Below are 21,694 nucleotides of genomic sequence, written 5' to 3' on the forward strand. Positions count from 1 at the left end.
AATACTGCTACTGAATCTCTTTTTATAATTTATTAGCAAACTCATTAAGTTTTTGGGACATTATCTTTATTTCCTCAATAAATGTAGAAGTATGCTGAACAGATGCCGCCTGTTCTTGGCCGATAGCTGCTATCTTCTCTATCGAATTAGCCATTTGATTCGTAATTCCCTTGATCTGTAACATGGTTTTATTTATGTTTTGCGTCGAGGCGACGGTTTCCCTTGAAAATTTCCGGATTTCCTTGGCTACGACTTCAAAGCTTCTACCTTTCTCACCTGCATGCGCTGCTTCTATTGCAGCATTCAGCCCAAGTAAATTCGTTTGATCAGCAACCCTGTTTATAATGGATAGGACTTCTGTTGTATTCTCCACATCTTTTCCAGCCTGCTGAGATTGAATGAGTAGTTCCTGAGAGTGATCCGAAAGTGAACTTACGCCATAGGAAATATTATTAATTTGCTCATTGGCTTGGGATAATGATTCCGAGATTTGTTCTACAATGGCTTTTAATTCACTTTGTCTCCGAATCTGAACTGCAATCCCGCCAATGACTTGTCCCGTTTGATCGTGAAGAGGTGTTGCTGTACCTGTAAACTCAAATCCATAAAAGTGGGCTGGAACATCGGACTTCAAGGTACGATTCTCTTGTATCGCTAAGTAAAGCGGTTCTTCTTTGTGTAAAGGTTGTCCTTCGTTAATGTTTAAATTTATGGTGTCGCCAGGAAAATAAGCAACGAACCGTTCCAAATCACATATCGCTATTGATAAATCAGCGGGGATAGATAATTTTATAATTGGTATAAGTGAGATAAATTTGTCTAAAGATTCAATGTTGTTAATCACAGAAATATAGTCTCCATTCCAGCAAAACGTTATTTATAGCGCACCAAGTCTAACCAGATTATGCCTTGCAGACATGCATTTAATCTAAATCCTTAATTTTGCTTAATTCATATTTTAGATATGTATTCGCGAAAATCTTCATAAAATCCTCCAAAAAAGTTTACAAACACCCATTTCTCTCTCACAAAAGATAAAAAAAGCCCCCACTTTGTGAAAAGTGAGGGCTTTCGTTCTCTTGCTGTTACTAATAATATCGATTAGTTACGGATCAGATAATCAAATGCTCCTAGCGCTGCAGTTGCACCGGATCCCATCGAGATAATGATTTGTTTATAAGCACTATTAGTGCAGTCACCAGCAGCAAATACTCCTGGTAAGCTAGTAGCACCATGGCTATCTACAACAATCTCACCTACGCGAGTACGTTCAACTGTGTCACCTAGCCATTCTGTATTTGGAACCAGACCAATCTGTACAAATACACCCTGCAATTCAACATGGTGAGTCTCTTCTGTCGCACGATCAACATAAGAAATACCATTTACCTTATCAGTTCCGGTAATCTCTTTAGTTTGCACGTTTTTAAGAACAGTAACGTTAGGAAGGCTATAGAGACGATCTTGCAGTACAGCATCAGCTTTGAGCTCTGGAGCAAATTCCAGAACCGTTACATGCTTCACTATACCTGCAAGGTCAATAGCTGCCTCAATACCTGAGTTACCGCCGCCAACTACTGCAACATCTTTGCCTGCAAACAAAGGACCATCACAGTGTGGGCAGTAGGCTACACCTTTGTTCTTGAATTCAGCTTCACCAGGCACGCCCATATTCCGCCAACGAGCACCTGTAGACAGAATGACCGTCTTACTCTTTAGAACAGCACCGTTCTCGAGTTCAACTTCAATTAAGTCATTTTTGTCTAGACGTCTGACACGCTGCAATTTCATCACATCAATGCCATACTCTTTTACTTGCTCTTCAAGTTTAGCTACGAGTTGAGGACCTTCAGTGTACTTCACACTAATAAAGTTCTCGATACCAAGCGTGTCGTTAACCTGTCCGCCAAAGCGTTCAGCAACAATACCTGTACGAATACCTTTACGTGCCGCATAAATGGCTGCACTTGCACCAGCTGGGCCGCTGCCGACAACAAGCACATCATATGGAGCTTTATTGTCAAACTCAGAAGCGTCCACACTGCTGCCCATTTTAGCTAAAATTTCTTCAACCGTCATACGACCACTTTCGAAAAATTCACCATTAAGGTAGACACTTGGAACAGACATAATTTCTTTGCTTTCTACCTCTTCTTTGAATACTCCACCGTCAATCATCGTATGGGTAATGCCCGGATTAAAGATACTCATAAGATTCAGTGCTTGTACAACATCAGGGCAATTATGACAGCTCAGGCTAACATAAGTTTCAAACTTATATTCACCACTAATGCCTTTGATCTGATCAATTACACTTTGCTCAACCTTAGGAGCTCTTCCGCTAACCTGCAACAGAGCCAATACTAATGAAGTAAATTCGTGTCCAAGCGGAGTTCCGGCAAAGGTTACGCCTGTATCTTCACCCACACGATTTACACTAAAGCTTGGGGTTCTAGACAGTTCGGTTCTTTCCACCGTAATCCTAGGTGACATTTTGGCAATTTCATCAACTAGTTCGGTCATCTCTTGTGATGCCTCGTCAGCGCCTGCACTGAGTTTCAGTACTACATCGCCTTCCAAGAGTTCTAGGTATTGCGCTAGTTGAGCTTTTATTTCTTGATCTAGTTTCATTTAGCTTTCGCTCCTTAAATCTTACCTACAAGATCGAGACTTGGTTTAAGAGTTTCTGCACCTTCCGACCATTTCGCTGGGCAAACTTCACCTGGATGATTGCGTACATATTGCGCTGCTTTAATTTTGTTAACAAGAGCGCTAGCATCACGGCCGATACCACCAGCATTAATCTCAACAGTTTGAATAACACCGTCTGGATCAATGATGAATGTACCACGATCAGCAAGACCGTCAGCTTCGATCAATACATCAAAGTTGCGGGAAACCACATGGGAAGGATCGCCGATCATAATGTATTTCACCTTGCCAATTGCTGCGGAGCTTTCATGCCATGCTTTATGTGTAAAGTGTGTGTCAGTAGAAACGGAATATACTTCAACACCTAGTTGTTTGAGGGTTTCATATTGGTTCTGCAAATCTTCTAGTTCAGTTGGGCATACGAATGTGAAGTCAGCTGGGTAAAAGCAAACTACACTCCATTTACCTTTGAAGTTTTCTTCTGTAACATCGATAAATTTCCCATCTTGAAATGCGCTTGCTTTGAATGGTAGTACTTCTGTTCCGATTAATGACATATTGTTTAATCTCCTTTGGGTTTAATTTATGAATAGAGTGGATACTATTTATAATTATTATAATTAACCAAATTAAGGCCTGTCAAGTTATTTATAATAATTCTAATATGATAATCGTTGTCAGTCGCTAAATGTTCATACAAATTCCTTTCTTTCGGATTTAAATACAACACTTTATCATCTGACTGATGCTCATTCGTGCTTATTGACTATTATGGTTTAGTTTACATGTTTTATGTAGTTCAATTTCTACAATTCGATGTCTTCTACTATTAGATTGATAATATTCAAGGATTCTTCCGCTACTGTTGGATTAGAATATCGATTTCCATTATAGGTGATCAGTGCTTTCCATAAAGCCCACCCTCTTGCTCTATTCCACGTTTGTGCATCCATGTTTAATACCTTTTTAAAGATTCTTCTACTAGTCTCATCAAAAAAAGTCCACGCCATTGCAGCATCACAAGCAGGATCACCCACCCCTAATATGCCAAAATCAATGACTGCACAAAGCTGTCCGTCTTTGACTAATATATTTCCATGTACGACATCACCATGAACCCAAACTGGTTCTGACTCCCATTCAGAGTCTAATGCCAGTTCCCAGATCTTTTTCAATAGACCTTCATTAAAAATATCTTTATTATGCTCAATCGCATTTCTAGATTCCTCATCATATACAGCTAAGGACCCACCTCTATAAAAATTATGCTCTCCGGCTAAAGGTCCCCCACTAGCATCAATAGACTGTAATTCAATTAAAAAGCTTCCCAAGTCTCTCGCAAATTGATTGAGATCATTAATGTTCTCATGGGATAAAGTCTCTCCCTCTAGCCAATTATTAATAGACCAAGGCCAAGGATATTCTTTGGTAGGTGTCCCTTTCGCTAATGGTGTTGAAATAGGTAACGTCAGTCCTTTCTTTAAAAAAGGTAACCATTGTTGTTCTTTCTCCACTTGAGGAACATAAGCGACTGCACTTGGTAATCGCACACTCATCTGTTCACCTAAATGAAAAGTCCGATTATCATGCCCACTGAATTTCACAGGTCTGATCTCTAAATCGGACCATTCAGGAAATTGTTCATTTATTAATCTTGCTACTAAATCGACGTCTATAGTATGCATAATATCTCTCCACATATATGAAATTGAAGCAACATCAGTTGCGGAATCCGAGCTGATGTTGCTTCTTTTTAACTATGAAATGGATACAAGGTCCTACTTCAAATAGGTTCCTGACTCTCCGATTCCACCACTACCGTTCAATACATACACCCGTGCATTTCCTTTCCCGGAGCAGTTGATTGTGATCACACCGTTGGTAACGGTTTTGGTATCACCAGTGACCGCATCCACATATGTTCCATTAGGAATTCCGGTGAATGTTGCATTTCCTGAGATCGTAACCAAAGCAAAGCTATCGATTCCTTTGCTACTATCAGTGTATCTTCTTTTAAATGCCAAATCACCTGATACATTTTCTGTAGAATATTGGCCTTTTTGCAAAGCAGGAACAGCTCTTCTAATTAAATTAAGTTGTCTGATATGTTTCGCCAGAGGATAATTTAACGAGTCTGCAAGTGTGCCAGTAGCATTGGTATATTTACCGTAATCTTGAACAGTAACACTACCCTCAATATGATTGCCAAAGTAAGCACGGCCTGTTGTACTTAACGGCGCATTTGGACCTACATCGATGACTGATCCTTTTTTGAACTCAATTTCAGAACCATAATAGATCGCAGGTATTCCTCGGAAGGTGAACATCAGCGCGAGATTCTCAGCCCAAGTGTCCTGTGTGCCAGCAAATCTTTGATTTTCTGGTGCTTGGTCAGGTGCATAGTCATGAGAGTCAATATAAGTTACATTCCAGGTAGCATCATTATAGAATTGATCACCGCTTCTCATACTGAATGCTTCCTGAGCAGTTTTGAAAGCCCAGTGCATTGGAAAATCAATAACATCCATACCCGATTTCTTCGAATAATCAGGCGTATGATAAGTATTTCCTGTTAAAAAAGCATTGTTCGAGGTAGGTTGTCCTGCTGTAGTAGAGTTATCTGCCCACTCTTGTTCCACCGATAGCTTATTGGAAGCGTAGTCATTTTGACCGTCACCTGGATAGGGTTTTGAGCTTTTCCAAGTATAAAATGGTGTTGATATCGCCGGAATTCCACTGTTCCACACATCTCTGTACCGAGTAGCCACTTCCCCAAAGACAAAGAAGTCTGAGCCCCCTCTTGTTTTCCATGCCGGCACAAAATATTTGTTAAAAATATACCGGCTTACATGCTTTACAGTATCGACCCGGAAAGCATCCACACCCATATCAATATATTGATTATAGCTGTCGATTAGATACTGATTCACTAGAGGATTCTCTGTGTTTAAGTCCACACAGTCTCCCGCAATCTGTCCTGTCTGGACGGTGTAAGACTCCCAAGAAAGACTTTTTTCCGTATGGTAAATATTATTGTTAGTCTCCGCAGTCTTCATTAAGGCAAGTCTTGCCTGATATTGCTGATCCGGGGTCATGGAATCATAGTTAGCTGGCAGCTTATCCGTAATTTTGAGCATGTTACTCACGGTGTCCGCCGCCGTTGGATCTTTTTTGAACATCGGGAACAGATTTTCTTCTCCAAAATTACCGGTATGATTGACGACAATATCTTGAATAACCTTTATCCCTCTAGCGTGTGCTGCATTGATCAAATCCTGATAAGATGCCCCTGCGGATTCATATCTTGGATCTACTTTTGCAAAATTTATTGCATGGTAGCCATGATAATCATAACCGCTGGCATTCTGCACCACAGGTGTAATCCAGATGGCACTGAAGCCTAGTGCTTTAATGTAATCGAGCTTTTGAATCAGTCCTTTAAAATCCCCTCGCCAAGCTGGATCAGAGTCCGGATTTCCTGCCTTGGCATCCTCCCATGCATGCTCATTGTTACTCGAATCACCATCATAAAACCGGGAAGTGATTACAAAATAAATCGTATCTTCACGAAAATCGCCCTTATTACCAATGTTATAAACAAAACTCTGTTTAGTTTCATTTCCGGCACCATCGATCACAAGGAATTTTAAGGTTGTCGTCTTATTAATCAAGATAGACGGTCCGGTAAGAGATGTCAGTGCATTGCCTGAAATATAGACTTTTGAACTCGTTGTTGGTTCCGTACCATTATCTGTGTAATATGCTGTGGTTGTTGCCGCCTTGTTGTCTTTTATATTAAAAGATACGGAAACCGCTGAGCTCGAATTCCCAACAGGCAGATTCGCAGTGATAATCGGAGCTTGCAAATCGGCATTCAGATCAATCACATAAGCAAAAGAGCCTACATTACCCGCTTGCCCTATAGAGTTAACGCCGAATGCTTTGATAGTCAAAGAAGAAGGTACTTGGATTGGAGTCGTATACAACGTTGAGGTTGTCGTAGGTGTTGATCCGTCGGTCGTATAATAAATTTTATCGCCGCTATTTGTACTGGATAGGGTCACCGTTTGGGCAGAATCATAGGTTTTGGGCACAGGAGAGACGGTTATCACCGGAACCTTAGGAACGTCTGGATTGGCGTCATACCATACGTTATCTGAGTTATACCAGCCCTCTTTTACGCTGCGAGATAAGTCAGCCGTCTGTTTGCCATTGCCGTCATTAAAGATCAGGCTTGCCCCTGTAGCATTTGGAACAGTATAGCTATACCAATCGTTCCCGTCCGATTTCATCAGTATCCCCGGCCATGCTCCACTAGTCGGAACGGTTGCCGGATTCAGATTCCAGTAATGGATGCGGATCGCTGCATTCCAGCTTGCTGGTTTCTTAAAGTGAACGGTTAGCCCCGCTGAAGTAGGTGTAGGTGTTGGCGTCACTGTTGGCGTTGGTGTGGGTGTTATGGTAGGTGTTGGCGTCACTGTTGGTGTAGGAGTTACCGTAGGTGTAGGAGTTACCGTAGGTGTTGGCGTCACTGTTGGGGTAGGAGTTACCGTAGGTGTTGGTGTCACTGTTGAGGTAGGAGTTATCGTTGGTGTTGGTGTAGCTCCGGCCGAAAGGGTCACATAGTCGATATTAATATTCCCGCTATCATCCGAGTCATATTTATAAGCAAGCGTGTTATTTCCTGCCTGTAAAGAGAGTGTTTCTGTTTGGTCTGCCCATGTATCCCAGTTGGTCAGGTTGGCTAATGTTGTCTGTGTAACCTTTATTCCATTGACATAAATGGACACTTTTTTAGCACTGCCGGATGCATTAGCATAGTGAAGCGTGGCATTATAGGACCCTGCTGCGGAAGCCTGGACGTTAAAAGTGGTGGCTGCTCCTGTAGTTGTATATCCATCAACAAAACCAGTGCCCGAATATCCGGTGTGATTCGTATTTACTTTTGCACCACCAGACAGGGATGCACTCTCTGCTTCGTATTTCCCGGCGACCGGAATAACAACCGTCCAGTTCTTCCCGCCGTTATTGTCCCAACTATCCGTTGGAGCCGTGATGTGATAACAATAAATTAGGGTGGCGCCTTCCTGAACATTGAGGTTGGCGATGAACGTGGTTCCATTTTTGGTCATCACCGTGTCCGTAGTATTAGCCCAGTTATTCGTAGTCCAATGTAAGGTCACAGCTGCCGCTGTAGGATTGGTATAGGTGACTGTATGATCCGTATTGCTGGCCGATGCTCCACCCGATAAACCAAATAAACTAAAAATGAGTGAAAAAATAATTAACCACGAAATATAACGCCTGGATTGTTTGGATACCAAGTAAATAACCTCCTCATAATTTTAAGTGCAGCTTACGATTTTAAGCCCATCGTGATGTGCAAACGTTTGCAAAAATGAGAAAAAAAGAAATACTTAATAGTTTTAATCTCCTCCTTCAATGAATAATAAGGAAAAAACTCATTGTATGCGTTTACAAACGGTTCAATATCTGATGAATTTTCCTTGTTAAGATTATAGGCGCCAAACTTTTGCTGGTCAATGCATCTTTTAGGCTATAATTCAATCGTTTTCACTATAAGTTCCCTAAGATAGCAGGTAAATTGTTCAGGTTCTTAGCCAGCCAATTCATTTCTTTTGCAAAACGTTTTGGAGGTACACTATGTTTGTCCATCGCGGCATTAATCCACCACGGGCTTTCCATATACCACAACAACTGCAATGATTTTGTTAAATACCCCTGCTCCACCGTTCGTTCCTCACGATATCCGTCAATAAATGCTGAAGCTAGTGCTCCATCTAAATCTTCATCTAAAGCACATGACATCACTGCTCGCGCTACATCAAGCTGCGGATAATCATATTTGAACCGATCAAAATCTAGAATTGCAGACAATTGGCTATCTTGAAATAAAAGATTATCAACCCATAAATCACGATGTGCCCATCCAGCTACAAGTCCTTCGAATATTTCCGGATCTATTTCTTCAGTCGCTCTCAGTTGTATCTCTAGGTCAGTGATGAGTGAAGTTTTGCCCATTTCCTTTGATTGTTGTAGGAGTACATTCCAATGTTCTAAACGTTCCTCAGGGCTTTGGGGAATAAATTGTGGGGTTCTTTTCAAACTAAGGGTCCCATCATTTAATAAACGATGCATTTTACCTGTGGCACGACCCAAATCAAACATTTGAAGGATGTTAATTTTGCCCGGCTCTATGACACGCCCTTCACAATATTCCATAACCATAAACGTCTCTCCCATATCTGATTCCAGTAAAACTTTATGGTTATAAGCCAACAATTCGGGACATGGGAGTCCCTGTAGATACAATCTTTTCTGTTGAGAAAAGGCGAAGCTCAGCTCTTCTGGGTTATACAATTTATATCTTTTTTTGTTGTATTGTTTAAGTAGAAATGGTCCTGAATCCGTTATGATTTTCCATTTAAGATTTAACCAGCCACGTTTTATTGGGGTAGCATGAAGGACTTTCAATCCAAAAAAATGATAGAAACTATTACTTAAATCCTCTAAAATGGCTTCCTCTGAACGAATCGCTTCCAATTCATCAACTCCTATCTATTCAAAGTATAAAAGAAGAAGCCGCCAATGACGACTTCTTTTAGATATTTCTTTTTAGCAGAAAAAGTTATCTATAAATAAGGCTCCCGCCTTGGAGAAACTCTTGCGCCTTCTCTTGCATTCCTGATTCAATTCTCGTCGTATTCCGGATATTATGAGAGATCTTCATACTGCAAAATTTCGGCCCGCACATGGAACAGAAATGAGCTGTTTTAGCGCCTTCCGCAGGCAATGTCTCATCATGATATTCGAGCGCTCGCTCAGGATCTAACGATAAATGAAATTGATCACGCCAACGAAATTCAAAACGGGCTTTCGAAAGAGCATTATCCCGGTCTTGTGCTCCTTTATGCCCTTTCGCCAAATCTGCGGCATGAGCCGCTATTTTATAAGTAATGACCCCTATACGTACATCTTCCTTATTAGGCAGGCCAAGATGTTCCTTCGGAGTTACGTAACATAACATAGCTGTACCGAACCAACCAATCATCGCTGCACCTATAGCAGAGGTAATATGATCATAACCAGGCGCAATATCTGTAGTCAGTGGACCTAATGTATAAAAAGGGGCTTCGTTACAAGTTTCAAGTTGCTTATCCATATTCTCTTTAATCAAGTGCATCGGCACATGTCCTGGACCCTCTACCATCACCTGTACATCATGACTCCAAGCTATAGCTGTTAATTCACCTAACGTCTCTAACTCGGCAAATTGTGCTTCATCATTCGCATCAGCAATCGAACCCGGACGTAATCCATCGCCTAGGGAAAAAGAAACATCGTACAGCTTCATGATTTCACATATCTCTTCAAAATGTGTATATAAAAAGTTCTCTTGATGATGCGCAAGACACCATGCCGCCATGATGGAGCCACCTCTTGAAACAATGCCTGTCATACGTTGTGCAGTCAACGGGATATAACGAAGCAGAACCCCCGCATGAATGGTAAAATAATCAACCCCTTGCTCCGCTTGCTCAATGAGCGTATCACGGTATACTTCCCACGTTAAATCTTCCGCTTTCCCATTCACTTTTTCCAACGCTTGATAGATAGGCACCGTTCCAATAGGAACAGGAGAATTACGGATGATCCACTCGCGTGTCGTATGAATGTTTTTACCTGTTGAGAGATCCATTATATTATCTGCACCCCAGCGGGTGGCCCATCTCATCTTCTCTACCTCTTCCTCTATGGATGAGGATACTGCGGAATTTCCTATATTGGCATTGATCTTCACTAAAAAATTGCGTCCAATAATCATTGGTTCACTCTCTGGATGATTGATATTCGCTGGAATGATGGCGCGGCCGCGGGCTACTTCATCTCTTACAAATTCCGGTGCCACATTCTCACGAATCGCAACGTATTCCATTTCCGAAGTAATAATCCCTTTGCGTGCATAATGCATTTGAGAGACATTACGCCCCTTTTTCGCTCGCAAAGGTTTTCTATGGAGCGCTGGAAACACTTCCGCCACAGCTTTTCCCGTTGCATTCCCGTTATCTTCAGGCTTCATGGTTCTTCCTTCGTACGCTTCCGCATCCCCTCGTTCCTCAATCCAGCTTAGACGATTGGGCTCTAACCCCTGACGAATATCAGTATGAATATTAGCATCCGTGTAAGCCCCGCTTGTGTCATAGACATGAATTGGGGCATTCTCCTCTTCGCCGTCTATGCCCGCAGTTGGACTAAGTGAGATCTCCCGCATAGGCACCTGAATATCAGGCCGTGAACCCTTTACATACACTTTTTGACTTGCTGGAAAAGCTGATAGATTGATTGGATCGTTGTTCAATTCGCTTGTCATCTCAATTCCTCCTATAAGGTGATTTGATCAAGCGGAGACGGTCTACTCCCCCACAAATAGAAAAGGCCACATCTGTATAAGATGCGGCCTTAGAGTAGACAAATAGAAATAGAACTCCATTTCCTCCGCTGGCATTATCCAGATCAGGTTTGACGGTCGATAGTTATAACTATCCTCTCAGCCTGGTCCCACCAAGCTCCCGTGACTATATAATTGCTACTTCAAAGTATAACCGAAAAGAGAAAATTATCCAAATCTACTCAAATGTGAGATCAATGTATACGTTAGTTTAACACCAATACCCCAAATCCTTCCAGAAGCACCTCGCCCGACAATGTTGTGCCGCTCAGTAAATCTGTTTTGGTCTCATGAAGATGGATCGTGACAGGAGTCTCACTATAATTAAGCAAAAAAGCATAACTGGAAGAAGCTCCGGTACGGACTTGCAGTTCTACCTCTTCTGGGAGCTCCAGCCAATCTGCTGGTGATTGTAGATCAATTAAATTTATGATCTCAGCCGCTGCCTGTTCATTAAATACGGCTCCGTAATACCAAACCTCACCCTTGCCGCGACGATTTCTAGTTACCGCCGGTTTTCCCGCATAATAATCAGAGGCGTAGACCGCCATCACTTCAACCGAAGCTTCCTCTATTTTGAGAATATCATTAAAGTCATCTGCTCCTGTAACGACTTCGGTCACGCCCGACCAGCTAATTGTTGTTGGCTGACGACTGCCCTTAACCATTGTGAATTCTTCAACTGTGATCCCGCATAGATCCTTAGCAGCACCTGGGAAAGGACGCATATAACATTGTCCGCGCTCATCCTTATAGCCGGTTCTACAGCCGAAGATCAGTTTGCCGCCTTGCTGAACATATTCATCCAGCAGTGCTGCTGTCTCATCTGTCATAATCGCTGGGTGAGGATAGATAAGCACGTCGTACCTTGCAAGCTCCTCCAGCGTTGTTTTTTTGCGTAAATAGAGTACGTCATTCGGGATATGCTTCCGCTGAAGCGCCTTGTACCACTCCTTATTGCTCTTCCACATAAACGGGCCATGCCAAACATCGTATTCTCCATCCCACTCATTGTCATAATCACGAACAATAGCAATGTTAGCCTGATTACGAGTACCGACAAACGCATGACCTGCTGCTGCCAGCTCCTGACCGATCTGCCCCGCTTCCCGCACTCTCCGGTTAGGCTGATTATGATAGTCATTGATTCCATGCCAATAAATTTCATTGCCCATCGTAGCTGTCCGCCAGCGGAAATATAACACCATATCTGCTCCATGAGCGATCGACTGATAGGTCCATAACCGCATCTGCCCGGGCTTTGGAGAAGGCATATCCATCCGGTTCACCCAGCCACCCGGGCCCGACTGCTGCTCCATAATGCAGAAATTCGGGGATATCGAACGAACAACAGATAACGACAGTCCCCAGCCTCTATCATTCAGCGGATTCCGCTCATTCGGGTCATAAAAAATAGTAGAGAACTGAGGATAGGAATCATAGCTGAAGAAATCCAACAGTTCATCCGTCATTTCATGGCTATCGAGATGCCCGAACAGACCGTTCGTGGTTACCCACTGCTTAGGGGCAAGTTTACGGATGATATCCGCTTGGTTTTTGGCAAAAGAATTTGTATTGTCCGAAATAAACCGTTTTTCATCCAATGCCTGATGAGGATTGGGTTGCTTCGGTACTGGAGTCGGACGTGGAAGATAGACCTGAGACCAGTCACTATAGCTTTGATTCCAAAAAACAGCTCCCCAAGCCTCGTTCAAATGCTCAAGTGTAACATATTTCTGCTGTAGCCATTCCCGGAAAGCCTTATGGTCACTCTCCGAATAAAATTCACTGATCTCACAGTTGAGCTCATTATCAATTTGCCAGCCAACTACACCCGGATGATTGCCGTAATGTTCAGCCATTTGTTCTGCAATACGTGCACACAGTTCCCGGTATTTAGGACTGCTGTAATTATAATGACGGCGCATGCCATGCTGAAGTGTAACACCTTCGTAGGTAACATTTAAAACTTCGGGATACTTATCAGTCAACCAAGCTGGAGGCGTCGCCGTCGGAGTACCAAGTACAACCTGAAGACCATATTTATGTGCTAGATCAATCGCCCGATCAAAGAGCCCGAACTGAAACTGCCCTTCTGCCGGTTCAAAAATAGACCAAGCAAACTCCCCCATCCGAATGATCGTAAAGCCGAGTTCACGCATCCGGCGATAATCGTCCTCCCACATGTTTTCTGGCCAGTGCTCCGGATAATAACAGACGCCAAGCTCGAATTTTTCAGTTGCGACAGGTTTCTTCATCATTACCTCCAAAGTATTAAAAATATGCTTTCAATATTTTATAATTCTATTGTAGTATCAATGATAAGAGGTCTTATATAACAAAATATTGCTATCATATAACAATCTTGCGTTCATTGCCTTAATCCAACTTGCGCTCTGTTGCGCTACAGAAACGGGTGCTGCCAAACATGAAGAAACAATGGTATTTGCCGACACCGGCTTTTTCGAAATATGTCTGTTATCCTGAATTTTTGGGACATTACACTCACTTTCCACAACATACAGAGAGAAGAAGCGAAGGTTTTCTGGGGAGTTATAACCTGCATTTGATCTTTGATGGGGAGGGTTATGTATTCCATGAGGGCGAACGTATTCCGATGAGTAGAGGACGAGGTTTTCTGTACCCTAAAGGGGCTTATCAGCAATACGGCTCTGACCCAGGCGAGCCTTGGGATGTCCGCTGGGTTCATTTTAACACTGAAATTGTCCTTCCCTTATTAGAAGAAGTGGACCAGTCTCGTGCATACCTGTTCACTTTTGATTTGGATGCTAAGCTGGACGAGCTATTCGAGGAAATGTACCTACTGAGTGCTTCCTACGTGACCCGTAGCGAGCCAAGACTATCTGCTCTGCTGTATGAGCTTCTAGTAAACTTGCTGCAGAACTCCGAGCCGCTTCACGGCTCAGTACCGCACGAGGTTAGGCAGTCCATCCGCAGTGCTGCAGATATCATTCATGTCGAATGTGCCAGCCCTTGGTCTCTTGAATCGATGGCAAGATTGACCGGTTACAGCAGCTATCATTTTCTAAGGCTGTTCCGGGTGGTTATGGGTAAAACTCCAAACCGTTATTTAACCGATTGTCGGCTGGCTAAAGCCAAGCTTTTACTGGTTTCCACAGGACTCTCCATTGCTCAGGTTGCGACTCAGTCCGGTTTTGCCCAGTCCAGCTATTTCATTAAAGTGTTCAGAAGGTTTGAAGGCATGTCTCCTGTGAAGTACCGGCAGGCTTTTGGGGCGTAGAGGATCTTCCTTCAGTCCGTAGAGATTCAATCTTAGTCTCTTGGATTTATCACTCTTAAAGATCATCCTTAAGAGAAATTTCACTCTCAATATCTAAACTTATTGTTTCGGAATGAAGCTCCCCTTCATTATCATTCCATGTAATAGATAAAGTGGTGTTTTCATAATTTTGTCTATTTTTATTTAATTCGTCATATAAATATGGACCAGTTATAGACCCGATATCAGTGTTACTTAATATTGAAACGGGTCCATCCGTTGACCTAGCTTCATTTACAAGAACTGTTTCATCCTTATTATTATTGTTTTTTTCATTAACTTCATACTTATAATAGCTACTATTCACTAAAGCGCTTGGGTCTCCCTTGAACACTAACTTCCCATGTCCCCGTAAAATTTTGCTAGATGAAATTATTATTTTGTAATCTAAAACATCCCATGTATCCCCTGTACCCATAAGCGTATATACTTGAACACCAGTGTTTAAATTTGTTTCGACCTCTTTATTGAAATATAAATAACTCCATATCGCATTCGAAATAATAACCACAGCTACAAGTACTAGGATTAGTTTTTTCATATCTGCTCCTTTATAAATACTCCCCAGCCATTATTTATATCTTAAATTCCACTCCTTAGACCATTTCGGGAAAGCTTCTCCGGTCAATTCTTCGAGTGTTTTTCCATCAATGGTGTAAACCCAGCCCATATGTAATTCATCGAAATCAGGAAAACTATAGCCTCCTATCACTTGATCGTCTGCTTCTAGCAGAAAAATCAGGGTTTGTTTTTTTGTATTATCCTTCTCATTATCTAAGGGGTGGTTTTTAACGATGAACTTACTTGTAGTTATTTCCTTGCCTATATAATCGATTGGATCAACACTTTGAACACTCCAATATTGTATGTATGGCATTTCCGTCAGCAGTTTTTTATCTAATAAATATTCAGAAACAATTCCTTCATTACTAATGATCAGATAGCCCATATCGGTAATAAATTGTTCAGCTTTGCTATATTCTTTTTTTGAATTATCGCTAATTTGCTCCTTACTACATCCCAATAAAAAGATTAAGAATAACGGAACTATGATTGCCCTTAATTTGTTCATAGGTTCCTCTCCTTGGAGTGTTTATTATCTCCTTAATAGTCTCATAGATTAATCTTATTGTATGAATTTAGTATCATCAAACTCTTTAGCGTCTTATAGGCTCTCCATTCCAACCTCGCTGTTTCACCGGGAGGCTCCCATGTTATCTGCCATCCTCCATCATCCTCCTGTTGGTGTTCTAATACTTTTAAGTGATCAAGAATGGTTTCATCAGAAAATATGCTGCTACAGTAAGAAGTGGGTGATGGCGAAAATTCTAGAGGAGAGAGTCCATAACTGTGGGATGCGGCATCCATACAAAAGAAGTTGGCAGTAATAAGCTCCTTAGATAATTTTTGAAATAATCCTTTGATATAATCCGATTGAGGTAGGCTTTCCAATAAATAAAATGCAGTCAAAATTGTATGCGCATCGTCATATGCTTGTGCGTGAATATCTTCCAAACAAATTTCTGTCGCTTTATCAAGCCAGGAATGTTCTATCCCTTGCCACTTAAGAAGCCCGACAAGACCAGTAAGTCTGCTAAATGATGGCTCTGTAGAAAGAGGGTTACTCCAATGTTCTGCTCTTGGATAGTTTGCTGATGAAGGAAATATTGTTGGAATCCCTTTTTTTAAATCAGCATGCTTTGAAATATAATCACATGCTTTTTGAGAAAGTTCTTCGTCTTTTATGTTACAGTCATATAAAAAACGTAGTGCAAATTCCATGAAAAGTGGCTGACTACCGGGTACCCGTAAATCCGGCTCTATTGCATTTCCAAACCCACCATCTTCGTTTTGGTAGGCTGTTAGTGAAGTCATAACATTGCTCATTGATCCACCGTGGAAAATATATTCAAAAACCCTTCTTTCTAATAATCTGCCATGTGTCCAAATGAAATGGGCTGCTTTCTCAAAATCCATCTGTTCCCCTCCTCAAAATTTAGGCTAAGTATTTAAGTATTCAATGACACTTTTAATATAGGATTCAATCGGTTCCTTTGTATTAACAATATGTATTCTGACATTAGATGGCTTTTTAGCATTTTCAATAGTTTTTAGCAATGTCTCTTCAGAAGGCACTCTTTCAATCTGGCTAATCATTCTTTTTCTATTTCGCAGTCTATTATTGAGCTCATCATAGTCATTTAATAGACATTCTACATATTTATATTCCACATTATATTTCCGGGTCAGATTCAATCCTCTCTCTATCATTTCAGAGTATAAACAAGGGCTATCGAGTATAACATTATGACCTTGAGATAAGTGGAAATCTATCAAAGCCCATTCAATGTCATACGAAATTTTTCCAACTTCCTTGAACCCAATGTTTGCTCCAAGTGATTCCATAAGAGAAGACTTTACAATGTCGTGATCAAGAATAACAGCAGAAGTATGCTGCGCTATTACTCTGGCTAATGAAGACTTCCCTGATCCGGGGTATCCAGACATCTGAAGAAAAAACAACGAGGGCCACTTCCTTCAGCATTAATGAATCTGCTAAGTATTTGATATATGTTGTCGGGATTCATTTTCTAAAATATTAGCTATTTGCTCCCTTAACATACGAACGTATGTTTGTTATAATGAACAAACTGGTTATGATTACATATAATAAACTAGAAAGGGGTTTAGTATCTTATGCTAATTTATGAGAACTTACGTCAACAGTTCCCGTTTACTTTCCTTGAACCACTAATTCCTGCGCATGTTCACGAGCATATCATAAGAATTATGAATGCAAGCTCAACATCTGAATTTTCTTGTAAGATTGAAGATACGACTCCAAATATCTACATTTATTTAATTGAGAGTAGTCTAAAAGAATCCTATAAAATAGGACACTTTTTTTTCTGTGATAGAATCGGAATTGATTACACCTATCAAAGTATGCCTTTAGAACAGATAGTGACTTTTGGCCAGTTTATTTCCCAACTATCGAATTTGTAGACGATGAATTTTTTTCTTTCTTAATACGTTCATACTCTTCTTCTATTGATCTTGATAGTAGTTCTGTTGCTGTCATTCCCATCTGTTTAGCCGCTTCTGCCAACTGTTGTTTAATGTAAGCTGGTACATCATAATGAAATTTCACCTTATTACCATAGGCCATTTTTGTATCTCTCCTATCCAATAATTTCTTGATATTTTTTTTCAATAATACGAATCAATAGTTGAGTAGCAGACATTTCTTGCAAGGAAGCAGCCTCGATTAGTTTTTCCTTGATTTCGGGTTGAAACTCATAAGGTAGCTTTAATTTAGGCTCGGCCATACGGCCCTCTAGCGTTTTTTCCGCATCTAAGGCAAGCTCCAGCAGTGTTTGTAATGAAGAAGCGCTAGAAACCTCTCTCCCATACTTAGGCAACACTCGAATTAGATATTGCTTCAAAGCCCGCTGATCATCTTCAAGAATGTTAATATGCAATCCTTCATTTCCCACGGTTAATTGACAATCAACGTTATAACCAAATAGATTTATGGTATATTTCATGGTTAACCTCCTTATTTATTTTGATCATTATATAGCGATTTGTTACGTCCTACCATATTCTTCACTTTTTCATTTGTTATATCCTTTAAAATTTAATTAATACTCATCAAATCATTACAATGATTTTTGGAATTTTGATAATTAAGTGAGATAAGCCTTCCTAATCAGAAATATTTATAGAGATAGGATTTAATAATATTTATAGTAACACAAAAAAATATTATAAAAAGATATAACGTATCGTGACAATACACTTTATTTTTATGTTCTTAAACCTTAGTAAAGAAAAGTTTCCTCATGAATGAAAAGTCTGTTTTTTCATAATTGGATATTTTTATTAATTAAATATTGCGTTACGTTACGCTATATGATATATTAATCTTTGAAAAGAATGTTTGTTCCTAGAAGAAGGGGATTCTTCTTGTGAACTTACATCCCCCATTCTTTCAATAAACTTTTTGGAGGAGTTAAAATGAACGAAAACAATCAATTTATCAAAGAATCATCGCTGGAAGAATTACTAAATATAGAACGGGCAGAAGCAAGAAATCAGCAAGTAATGGCAGGTGTTGGAAGTCCGGAAGTTCGTGCTACGGAAACCAATTATATTTCTAAGACCCAGCTTGTAGATATGATTAACTCTCACGTTGGGAGTAGTTATACCGGTCTCGGTCTCGCTGTTACTTCAGTAGGAATCGGGCTAGCTACTAACGCTATAAAAGCTAAGCTTCCACCCTTTATTGCAGGTGCTCTTGTTGCCGCAGCAACACTAATTACAGTTGGTCAACTTATTCAACAGGTTGATAGCTATACACCCGCTAATCAGTTGAAAGAAATTCTTAATACCCTCTTAAATGACTATAAAAATTTCACTAGAATTAAAGTTACAGTTACTACTTGGCAAAAACTTATTGTAAATCCAACCATGTCCTACTGGACGTATTACACAACTACAGAATATACAGCAGTAGCGTAAGTACATTGATATATAAAAATGAGAGGCGACCCAAATTGGGGATCGCCTCTCATTTTTATTTGCAGATTACTATTATTTAGTCAGTCTATTTTTTGATGTTCTTGCTTCAATTAACATTTTAATTTCCGCATAAGCAAACGCTCCTTGAGCAATTAATAGAAATATCTTATACCAAATAGGTACTTCAATAAAAAAGGCGATGATAAAACTTACAATACCAATTAACACTACTAGTCCACCTATAACGATTACACGTCTCTGATTCTTTTTAATTTGAATATTAGAAGAAGAAATGAGAATTACTTGGATAAGTAAAAGTAAAACGAATAACGATATATAAGTAATAAATCCAAAAATATATGACACACTAATCCACACTAGAATTAGGCCAATAATACTTATCCACTTTGAAGAATCTCTAAAGAATTTCATATTACACCTCCTATTGATCAAGAGTCCGCGATTGTCGAAAGATTCCTAGACCTCTAAATTATAGTTTAGTACCCATAATAATTCAAACAAACACATTTAGAATACTTCCTAATCTTAAATTCCTTATAAATAAATGAATCACTTTATCATCGATAGAAAACACCAGCATTAATTTAATATGAGATTACGATTGAGCGTGATGAAGTTATCAGCTGAATCAACCTGGGAATACACGCCAGTTAACGAATGGCGACAAAAGTAGAAATGTAGAGTTCATTTAAGCCACTGTTCATGGCATTCTAACAACAGCTGCAGAATGTACAAACGAGAATTTTAGCGAATTTTTTGAAGTACGTACTTTTTGTTGTATATAATACTTCTTATCTCAATACCTAATACAGTTATATCCCAATTATTCCACTTCAGCTTATACAATGTAACTAAATAATGGCTTGTTGACTTACAACTTGTTAGTGGTCTTTCAATCAAACCTAACTAAATCCTTATAAACATTTATCGACTTCCATATAAGCTCCTCATCCTTAATTCCATCATGGACAAATAACTTTATTGGAAAAAAGATTCCTTCCATAATCGATAATCTAACGTCCTCCACAAATTGTGTGTACGTGTATGCGCTCCTGATTTTATTGTTAATTGAATGAAAATACAGATCAAAAATACGTGTAGTCTCCTCACTGCCGTGAAACAAATCGTGGATAAATAACATAACGATATCCTCAGTACAAAGCCCAACCTTCACTGCTTCAAGATCAATGATGCACGGCCTTGAACTGCTGAACATCGGATATAATAAATTGACAACATTTAGATTACCATGGATGCATGTTGTATTTTGATATCTGGATATAATTTATCAGAATCAATAGGCACTTCCCAGTCCGCTAAATTGTTATGTGTCGGGGTCAGATCTTCCATCAACAATATTCCCTCTTGTCCGACTGTGTCATATTTATTAAAAAAGACTCTTTGAATGGAAGCAGCCATTTGTCTCACTTCCATTTTTCATCATTCAGCAGGTTGAACTAACGTGTATAAATTCGCTTCCAACATTCCGTCCACCTTCCAAAATATTGAATATTTCGTGCTGAGAATTCAAATAAAAAAGACAAATCACATATTAAAAGTGACTTGTCCTCCGGTGCTTCCACATATAAATTTGCTTAAAATGAACGCTAAATAATACATTTTATTTCCGCCAAAAAGTTGAACAGTCTGCCTTATCCAAAATATTAAACTCGATCATTTTTTTAAGTAATGAGAAATCAACGGGACTTTCCCACCGGATGCGTAACAACTGCTTGGTGTGATCATAACCTGCCTGCACTATTTCATCAGAAAAACGATTAATTCCTGCAATTTCAGGGGCAACCGCCAAATGATGTTTGGATACACTAAAACCAATAATAAAAGTCTCGTGATCGGTAAACATAGGCTGATTCCACGCAACTTTTGGCTTTAAATCAGTAAATTTTCCAGCTACCCAAGCCAAAACTTCTTCCATTCTTTCCCGATGTTGCGGGTTATCAATTTGCGCTAAATATTCTGAAAATACTTCCATGTCATTCTCTCCTAATAAAATATTTTCGAATGGTCTAATTGATGTTACGTCATTCCAATTACATTCTCTTAGCATAATAATTAAACAGGAAAATTCCTAAGGAGATTTGAAAAACAAAAACACCACATAACACAGTGACTACAGTTTGATCTACTCCCATTAAACTAAATACAACAGTTAGAGCCATTAGGATGTAAAAGTTAACAATATTAGTTTTCCAACCCGCTTTTTCTCTTATTCTTATTTTCCGTTCATCATTAGCCTCAATTTTACTCATTCTAACTTTCTCATCATTCTTTATTTTGTTCTGGGGCTTATTAAGCCATAACGAATACACCATATTTCCTACTCCAAGCACTGCAAGGACTGAACCCACACCAATGAGCAAACCGGAAATTCCTTTTAGCTTCTCGTCAGTTAAAATAAATCCACCCATATAAACCATAATAGCACCTGCAATTGTTAAGAGCACCCATTTACTTGCCGTTTTCATTACCCAGCTCCTCCTCGTAAATGAAAATATCTTCAATACTCATTTCAAAAAATCGCGCAATCTTAAATGCAAGAATGATGGATGGGTTATACCGGCCATTTTCAAGTGAACCAATCGTTTGCCTGGATACTTCCAATTTATCCGCTAGTTCTTCTTGTTTAATGCCCTTTTCTTTTCTAATCTCTTCAAGCCTGTTTTTCAATATCTTACCTCCTGAAGCAATTATGGAAAGTTAACTTT

General features: G+C 39.9%; 21 protein-coding genes and 1 riboswitch. Of the genes, 2 read left to right on the forward strand and 19 right to left on the reverse strand.

The window, feature by feature from the left end; genetic code table 11:
• Positions 1 to 22: 22 nt before the first annotated feature.
• From MHI32_RS27105 to MHI32_RS27140, 8 genes are all read right to left on the reverse strand, one after another.
• Positions 23 to 844 (reverse strand): methyl-accepting chemotaxis protein, encoded by an 822-nt coding sequence (locus tag MHI32_RS27105; protein WP_076129804.1) that lies wholly within the window; start codon positions 842 to 844, stop codon positions 23 to 25.
• A 257-nt stretch (positions 845 to 1,101) separates the two neighbouring features.
• On the reverse strand, positions 1,102 to 2,631 hold the full coding sequence (ahpF, locus tag MHI32_RS27110; RefSeq protein ID WP_076277814.1) for an alkyl hydroperoxide reductase subunit F: 1,530 nt from the start codon (positions 2,629 to 2,631) through the stop codon (positions 1,102 to 1,104).
• A gap of 14 nt (positions 2,632 to 2,645) precedes the next feature.
• Positions 2,646 to 3,209, reverse strand: coding sequence for an alkyl hydroperoxide reductase subunit C (gene ahpC / locus MHI32_RS27115; RefSeq protein WP_036681373.1), 564 nt, complete (start codon positions 3,207 to 3,209; stop codon positions 2,646 to 2,648).
• A 249-nt stretch (positions 3,210 to 3,458) separates the two neighbouring features.
• Positions 3,459 to 4,337 (reverse strand): aminoglycoside phosphotransferase family protein, encoded by an 879-nt coding sequence (locus tag MHI32_RS27120; protein WP_340011411.1) that lies wholly within the window; start codon positions 4,335 to 4,337, stop codon positions 3,459 to 3,461.
• Positions 4,338 to 4,430: 93 nt separating this feature from the next.
• Positions 4,431 to 7,976, reverse strand: a complete 3,546-nt coding sequence (locus MHI32_RS27125; protein WP_340011413.1) for an alpha-amylase family glycosyl hydrolase — start codon at positions 7,974 to 7,976, stop codon at positions 4,431 to 4,433.
• A 253-nt stretch (positions 7,977 to 8,229) separates the two neighbouring features.
• Positions 8,230 to 9,216, reverse strand: a complete 987-nt coding sequence (locus MHI32_RS27130) for a phosphotransferase (protein ID WP_076308995.1) — start codon at positions 9,214 to 9,216, stop codon at positions 8,230 to 8,232.
• A gap of 85 nt (positions 9,217 to 9,301) precedes the next feature.
• Positions 9,302 to 11,044, reverse strand: coding sequence for a phosphomethylpyrimidine synthase ThiC (gene thiC, locus MHI32_RS27135; RefSeq protein ID WP_076308996.1), 1,743 nt, complete (start codon positions 11,042 to 11,044; stop codon positions 9,302 to 9,304).
• Positions 11,045 to 11,144: 100 nt separating this feature from the next.
• A riboswitch (TPP riboswitch) is annotated at positions 11,145 to 11,257 on the reverse strand.
• 71 nt (positions 11,258 to 11,328) lie between these two features.
• Entirely contained in the window at positions 11,329 to 13,380 is a 2,052-nt protein-coding gene (locus MHI32_RS27140; RefSeq protein WP_076310320.1) for a beta-galactosidase, read from the reverse strand.
• Positions 13,381 to 13,550: 170 nt separating this feature from the next.
• On the opposite strand from MHI32_RS27140, the gene MHI32_RS27145 reads away from it, so the two are divergent.
• Entirely contained in the window at positions 13,551 to 14,384 is an 834-nt protein-coding gene (locus tag MHI32_RS27145; protein WP_076308998.1) for an AraC family transcriptional regulator, read from the forward strand.
• A gap of 55 nt (positions 14,385 to 14,439) precedes the next feature.
• Here MHI32_RS27145 and MHI32_RS27150 read toward each other — a convergent pair whose 3' ends face one another.
• From MHI32_RS27150 to MHI32_RS27175, 6 genes are all read right to left on the reverse strand, one after another.
• A complete protein-coding gene (locus MHI32_RS27150) occupies positions 14,440 to 14,964 on the reverse strand; it encodes a hypothetical protein (RefSeq protein WP_076308999.1) in 525 nt (174 codons plus the stop codon).
• Between the two features lie 30 nt (positions 14,965 to 14,994).
• Positions 14,995 to 15,495: a hypothetical protein gene (locus tag MHI32_RS27155; RefSeq protein WP_339188590.1), complete on the reverse strand. Its 501-nt coding sequence runs from the start codon at positions 15,493 to 15,495 to the stop codon at positions 14,995 to 14,997.
• 41 nt (positions 15,496 to 15,536) lie between these two features.
• Positions 15,537 to 16,400: a hypothetical protein gene (locus tag MHI32_RS27160; protein WP_339188593.1), complete on the reverse strand. Its 864-nt coding sequence runs from the start codon at positions 16,398 to 16,400 to the stop codon at positions 15,537 to 15,539.
• A gap of 24 nt (positions 16,401 to 16,424) precedes the next feature.
• Positions 16,425 to 16,946: an AAA family ATPase gene (locus MHI32_RS27165; protein WP_076186542.1), complete on the reverse strand. Its 522-nt coding sequence runs from the start codon at positions 16,944 to 16,946 to the stop codon at positions 16,425 to 16,427.
• Between the two features lie 457 nt (positions 16,947 to 17,403).
• The gene (locus tag MHI32_RS27170) at positions 17,404 to 17,592 is read right to left on the reverse strand and encodes a hypothetical protein (protein WP_076219833.1); all 189 of its coding nucleotides are present in this window, start codon (positions 17,590 to 17,592) and stop codon (positions 17,404 to 17,406) included.
• A gap of 13 nt (positions 17,593 to 17,605) precedes the next feature.
• On the reverse strand, positions 17,606 to 17,971 hold the full coding sequence (locus MHI32_RS27175) for a hypothetical protein (protein WP_076277820.1): 366 nt from the start codon (positions 17,969 to 17,971) through the stop codon (positions 17,606 to 17,608).
• Positions 17,972 to 18,443: 472 nt separating this feature from the next.
• On the opposite strand from MHI32_RS27175, the gene MHI32_RS27180 reads away from it, so the two are divergent.
• The gene (locus tag MHI32_RS27180) at positions 18,444 to 18,947 is read left to right on the forward strand and encodes a hypothetical protein (RefSeq protein ID WP_076220913.1); all 504 of its coding nucleotides are present in this window, start codon (positions 18,444 to 18,446) and stop codon (positions 18,945 to 18,947) included.
• Positions 18,948 to 19,019: 72 nt separating this feature from the next.
• Here MHI32_RS27180 and MHI32_RS27185 read toward each other — a convergent pair whose 3' ends face one another.
• From MHI32_RS27185 to MHI32_RS27205, 5 genes are all read right to left on the reverse strand, one after another.
• Complete coding sequence (locus MHI32_RS27185; protein WP_076282697.1) at positions 19,020 to 19,379, reverse strand: hypothetical protein; 360 nt, start codon at positions 19,377 to 19,379, stop codon at positions 19,020 to 19,022.
• Between the two features lie 828 nt (positions 19,380 to 20,207).
• Positions 20,208 to 20,402 (reverse strand): hypothetical protein, encoded by a 195-nt coding sequence (locus MHI32_RS27190; RefSeq protein ID WP_179086848.1) that lies wholly within the window; start codon positions 20,400 to 20,402, stop codon positions 20,208 to 20,210.
• A 187-nt stretch (positions 20,403 to 20,589) separates the two neighbouring features.
• Positions 20,590 to 20,961 carry an iron chaperone gene (locus MHI32_RS27195; RefSeq protein ID WP_076309004.1) on the reverse strand — a complete coding sequence of 124 codons (372 nt, stop codon included), beginning with the start codon at positions 20,959 to 20,961 and terminating at the stop codon, positions 20,590 to 20,592.
• A gap of 58 nt (positions 20,962 to 21,019) precedes the next feature.
• Positions 21,020 to 21,454 carry a hypothetical protein gene (locus MHI32_RS27200; protein WP_076129794.1) on the reverse strand — a complete coding sequence of 145 codons (435 nt, stop codon included), beginning with the start codon at positions 21,452 to 21,454 and terminating at the stop codon, positions 21,020 to 21,022.
• On the reverse strand, positions 21,438 to 21,656 hold the full coding sequence (locus MHI32_RS27205; protein WP_036681352.1) for a helix-turn-helix transcriptional regulator: 219 nt from the start codon (positions 21,654 to 21,656) through the stop codon (positions 21,438 to 21,440). The genes MHI32_RS27200 and MHI32_RS27205 overlap by 17 nt, the downstream gene beginning before the upstream one ends.
• Positions 21,657 to 21,694: the final 38 nt, after the last annotated feature.

It is taken from the genome of Paenibacillus sp. FSL H7-0690 (assembly GCF_037980415.1).
In the GTDB taxonomy this organism is placed as follows: Bacteria; Bacillota; Bacilli; order Paenibacillales; family Paenibacillaceae; genus Paenibacillus_AQ; species Paenibacillus_AQ odorifer.

What these genes read in the sequence shown, in the direction of transcription:
- ahpF (WP_076277814.1), bottom strand. Translation starts at nt 2,631, where the DNA reads ATGAAACTAGATCAAGAAATAAAAGCTCAACTAGCGCAATACCTAGAA.
- ahpC (WP_036681373.1), bottom strand. Translation starts at nt 3,209, where the DNA reads ATGTCATTAATCGGAACAGAAGTACTACCATTCAAAGCAAGCGCATTT.
- MHI32_RS27120 (WP_340011411.1), bottom strand. Translation starts at nt 4,337, where the DNA reads ATGCATACTATAGACGTCGATTTAGTAGCAAGATTAATAAATGAACAA.
- thiC (WP_076308996.1), bottom strand. Translation starts at nt 11,044, where the DNA reads ATGACAAGCGAATTGAACAACGATCCAATCAATCTATCAGCTTTTCCA.
- MHI32_RS27140 (WP_076310320.1), bottom strand. Translation starts at nt 13,380, where the DNA reads ATGAAGAAACCTGTCGCAACTGAAAAATTCGAGCTTGGCGTCTGTTAT.
- MHI32_RS27145 (WP_076308998.1), top strand. Translation starts at nt 13,551, where the DNA reads ATGAAGAAACAATGGTATTTGCCGACACCGGCTTTTTCGAAATATGTC.
- MHI32_RS27150 (WP_076308999.1), bottom strand. Translation starts at nt 14,964, where the DNA reads ATGAAAAAACTAATCCTAGTACTTGTAGCTGTGGTTATTATTTCGAAT.
- MHI32_RS27155 (WP_339188590.1), bottom strand. Translation starts at nt 15,495, where the DNA reads ATGAACAAATTAAGGGCAATCATAGTTCCGTTATTCTTAATCTTTTTA.
- MHI32_RS27160 (WP_339188593.1), bottom strand. Translation starts at nt 16,400, where the DNA reads ATGGATTTTGAGAAAGCAGCCCATTTCATTTGGACACATGGCAGATTA.
- MHI32_RS27170 (WP_076219833.1), bottom strand. Translation starts at nt 17,592, where the DNA reads ATGGCCTATGGTAATAAGGTGAAATTTCATTATGATGTACCAGCTTAC.
- MHI32_RS27175 (WP_076277820.1), bottom strand. Translation starts at nt 17,971, where the DNA reads ATGAAATATACCATAAATCTATTTGGTTATAACGTTGATTGTCAATTA.
- MHI32_RS27180 (WP_076220913.1), top strand. Translation starts at nt 18,444, where the DNA reads ATGAACGAAAACAATCAATTTATCAAAGAATCATCGCTGGAAGAATTA.
- MHI32_RS27185 (WP_076282697.1), bottom strand. Translation starts at nt 19,379, where the DNA reads ATGAAATTCTTTAGAGATTCTTCAAAGTGGATAAGTATTATTGGCCTA.
- MHI32_RS27190 (WP_179086848.1), bottom strand. Translation starts at nt 20,402, where the DNA reads ATGGAAGTGAGACAAATGGCTGCTTCCATTCAAAGAGTCTTTTTTAAT.
- MHI32_RS27195 (WP_076309004.1), bottom strand. Translation starts at nt 20,961, where the DNA reads ATGGAAGTATTTTCAGAATATTTAGCGCAAATTGATAACCCGCAACAT.
- MHI32_RS27200 (WP_076129794.1), bottom strand. Translation starts at nt 21,454, where the DNA reads ATGAAAACGGCAAGTAAATGGGTGCTCTTAACAATTGCAGGTGCTATT.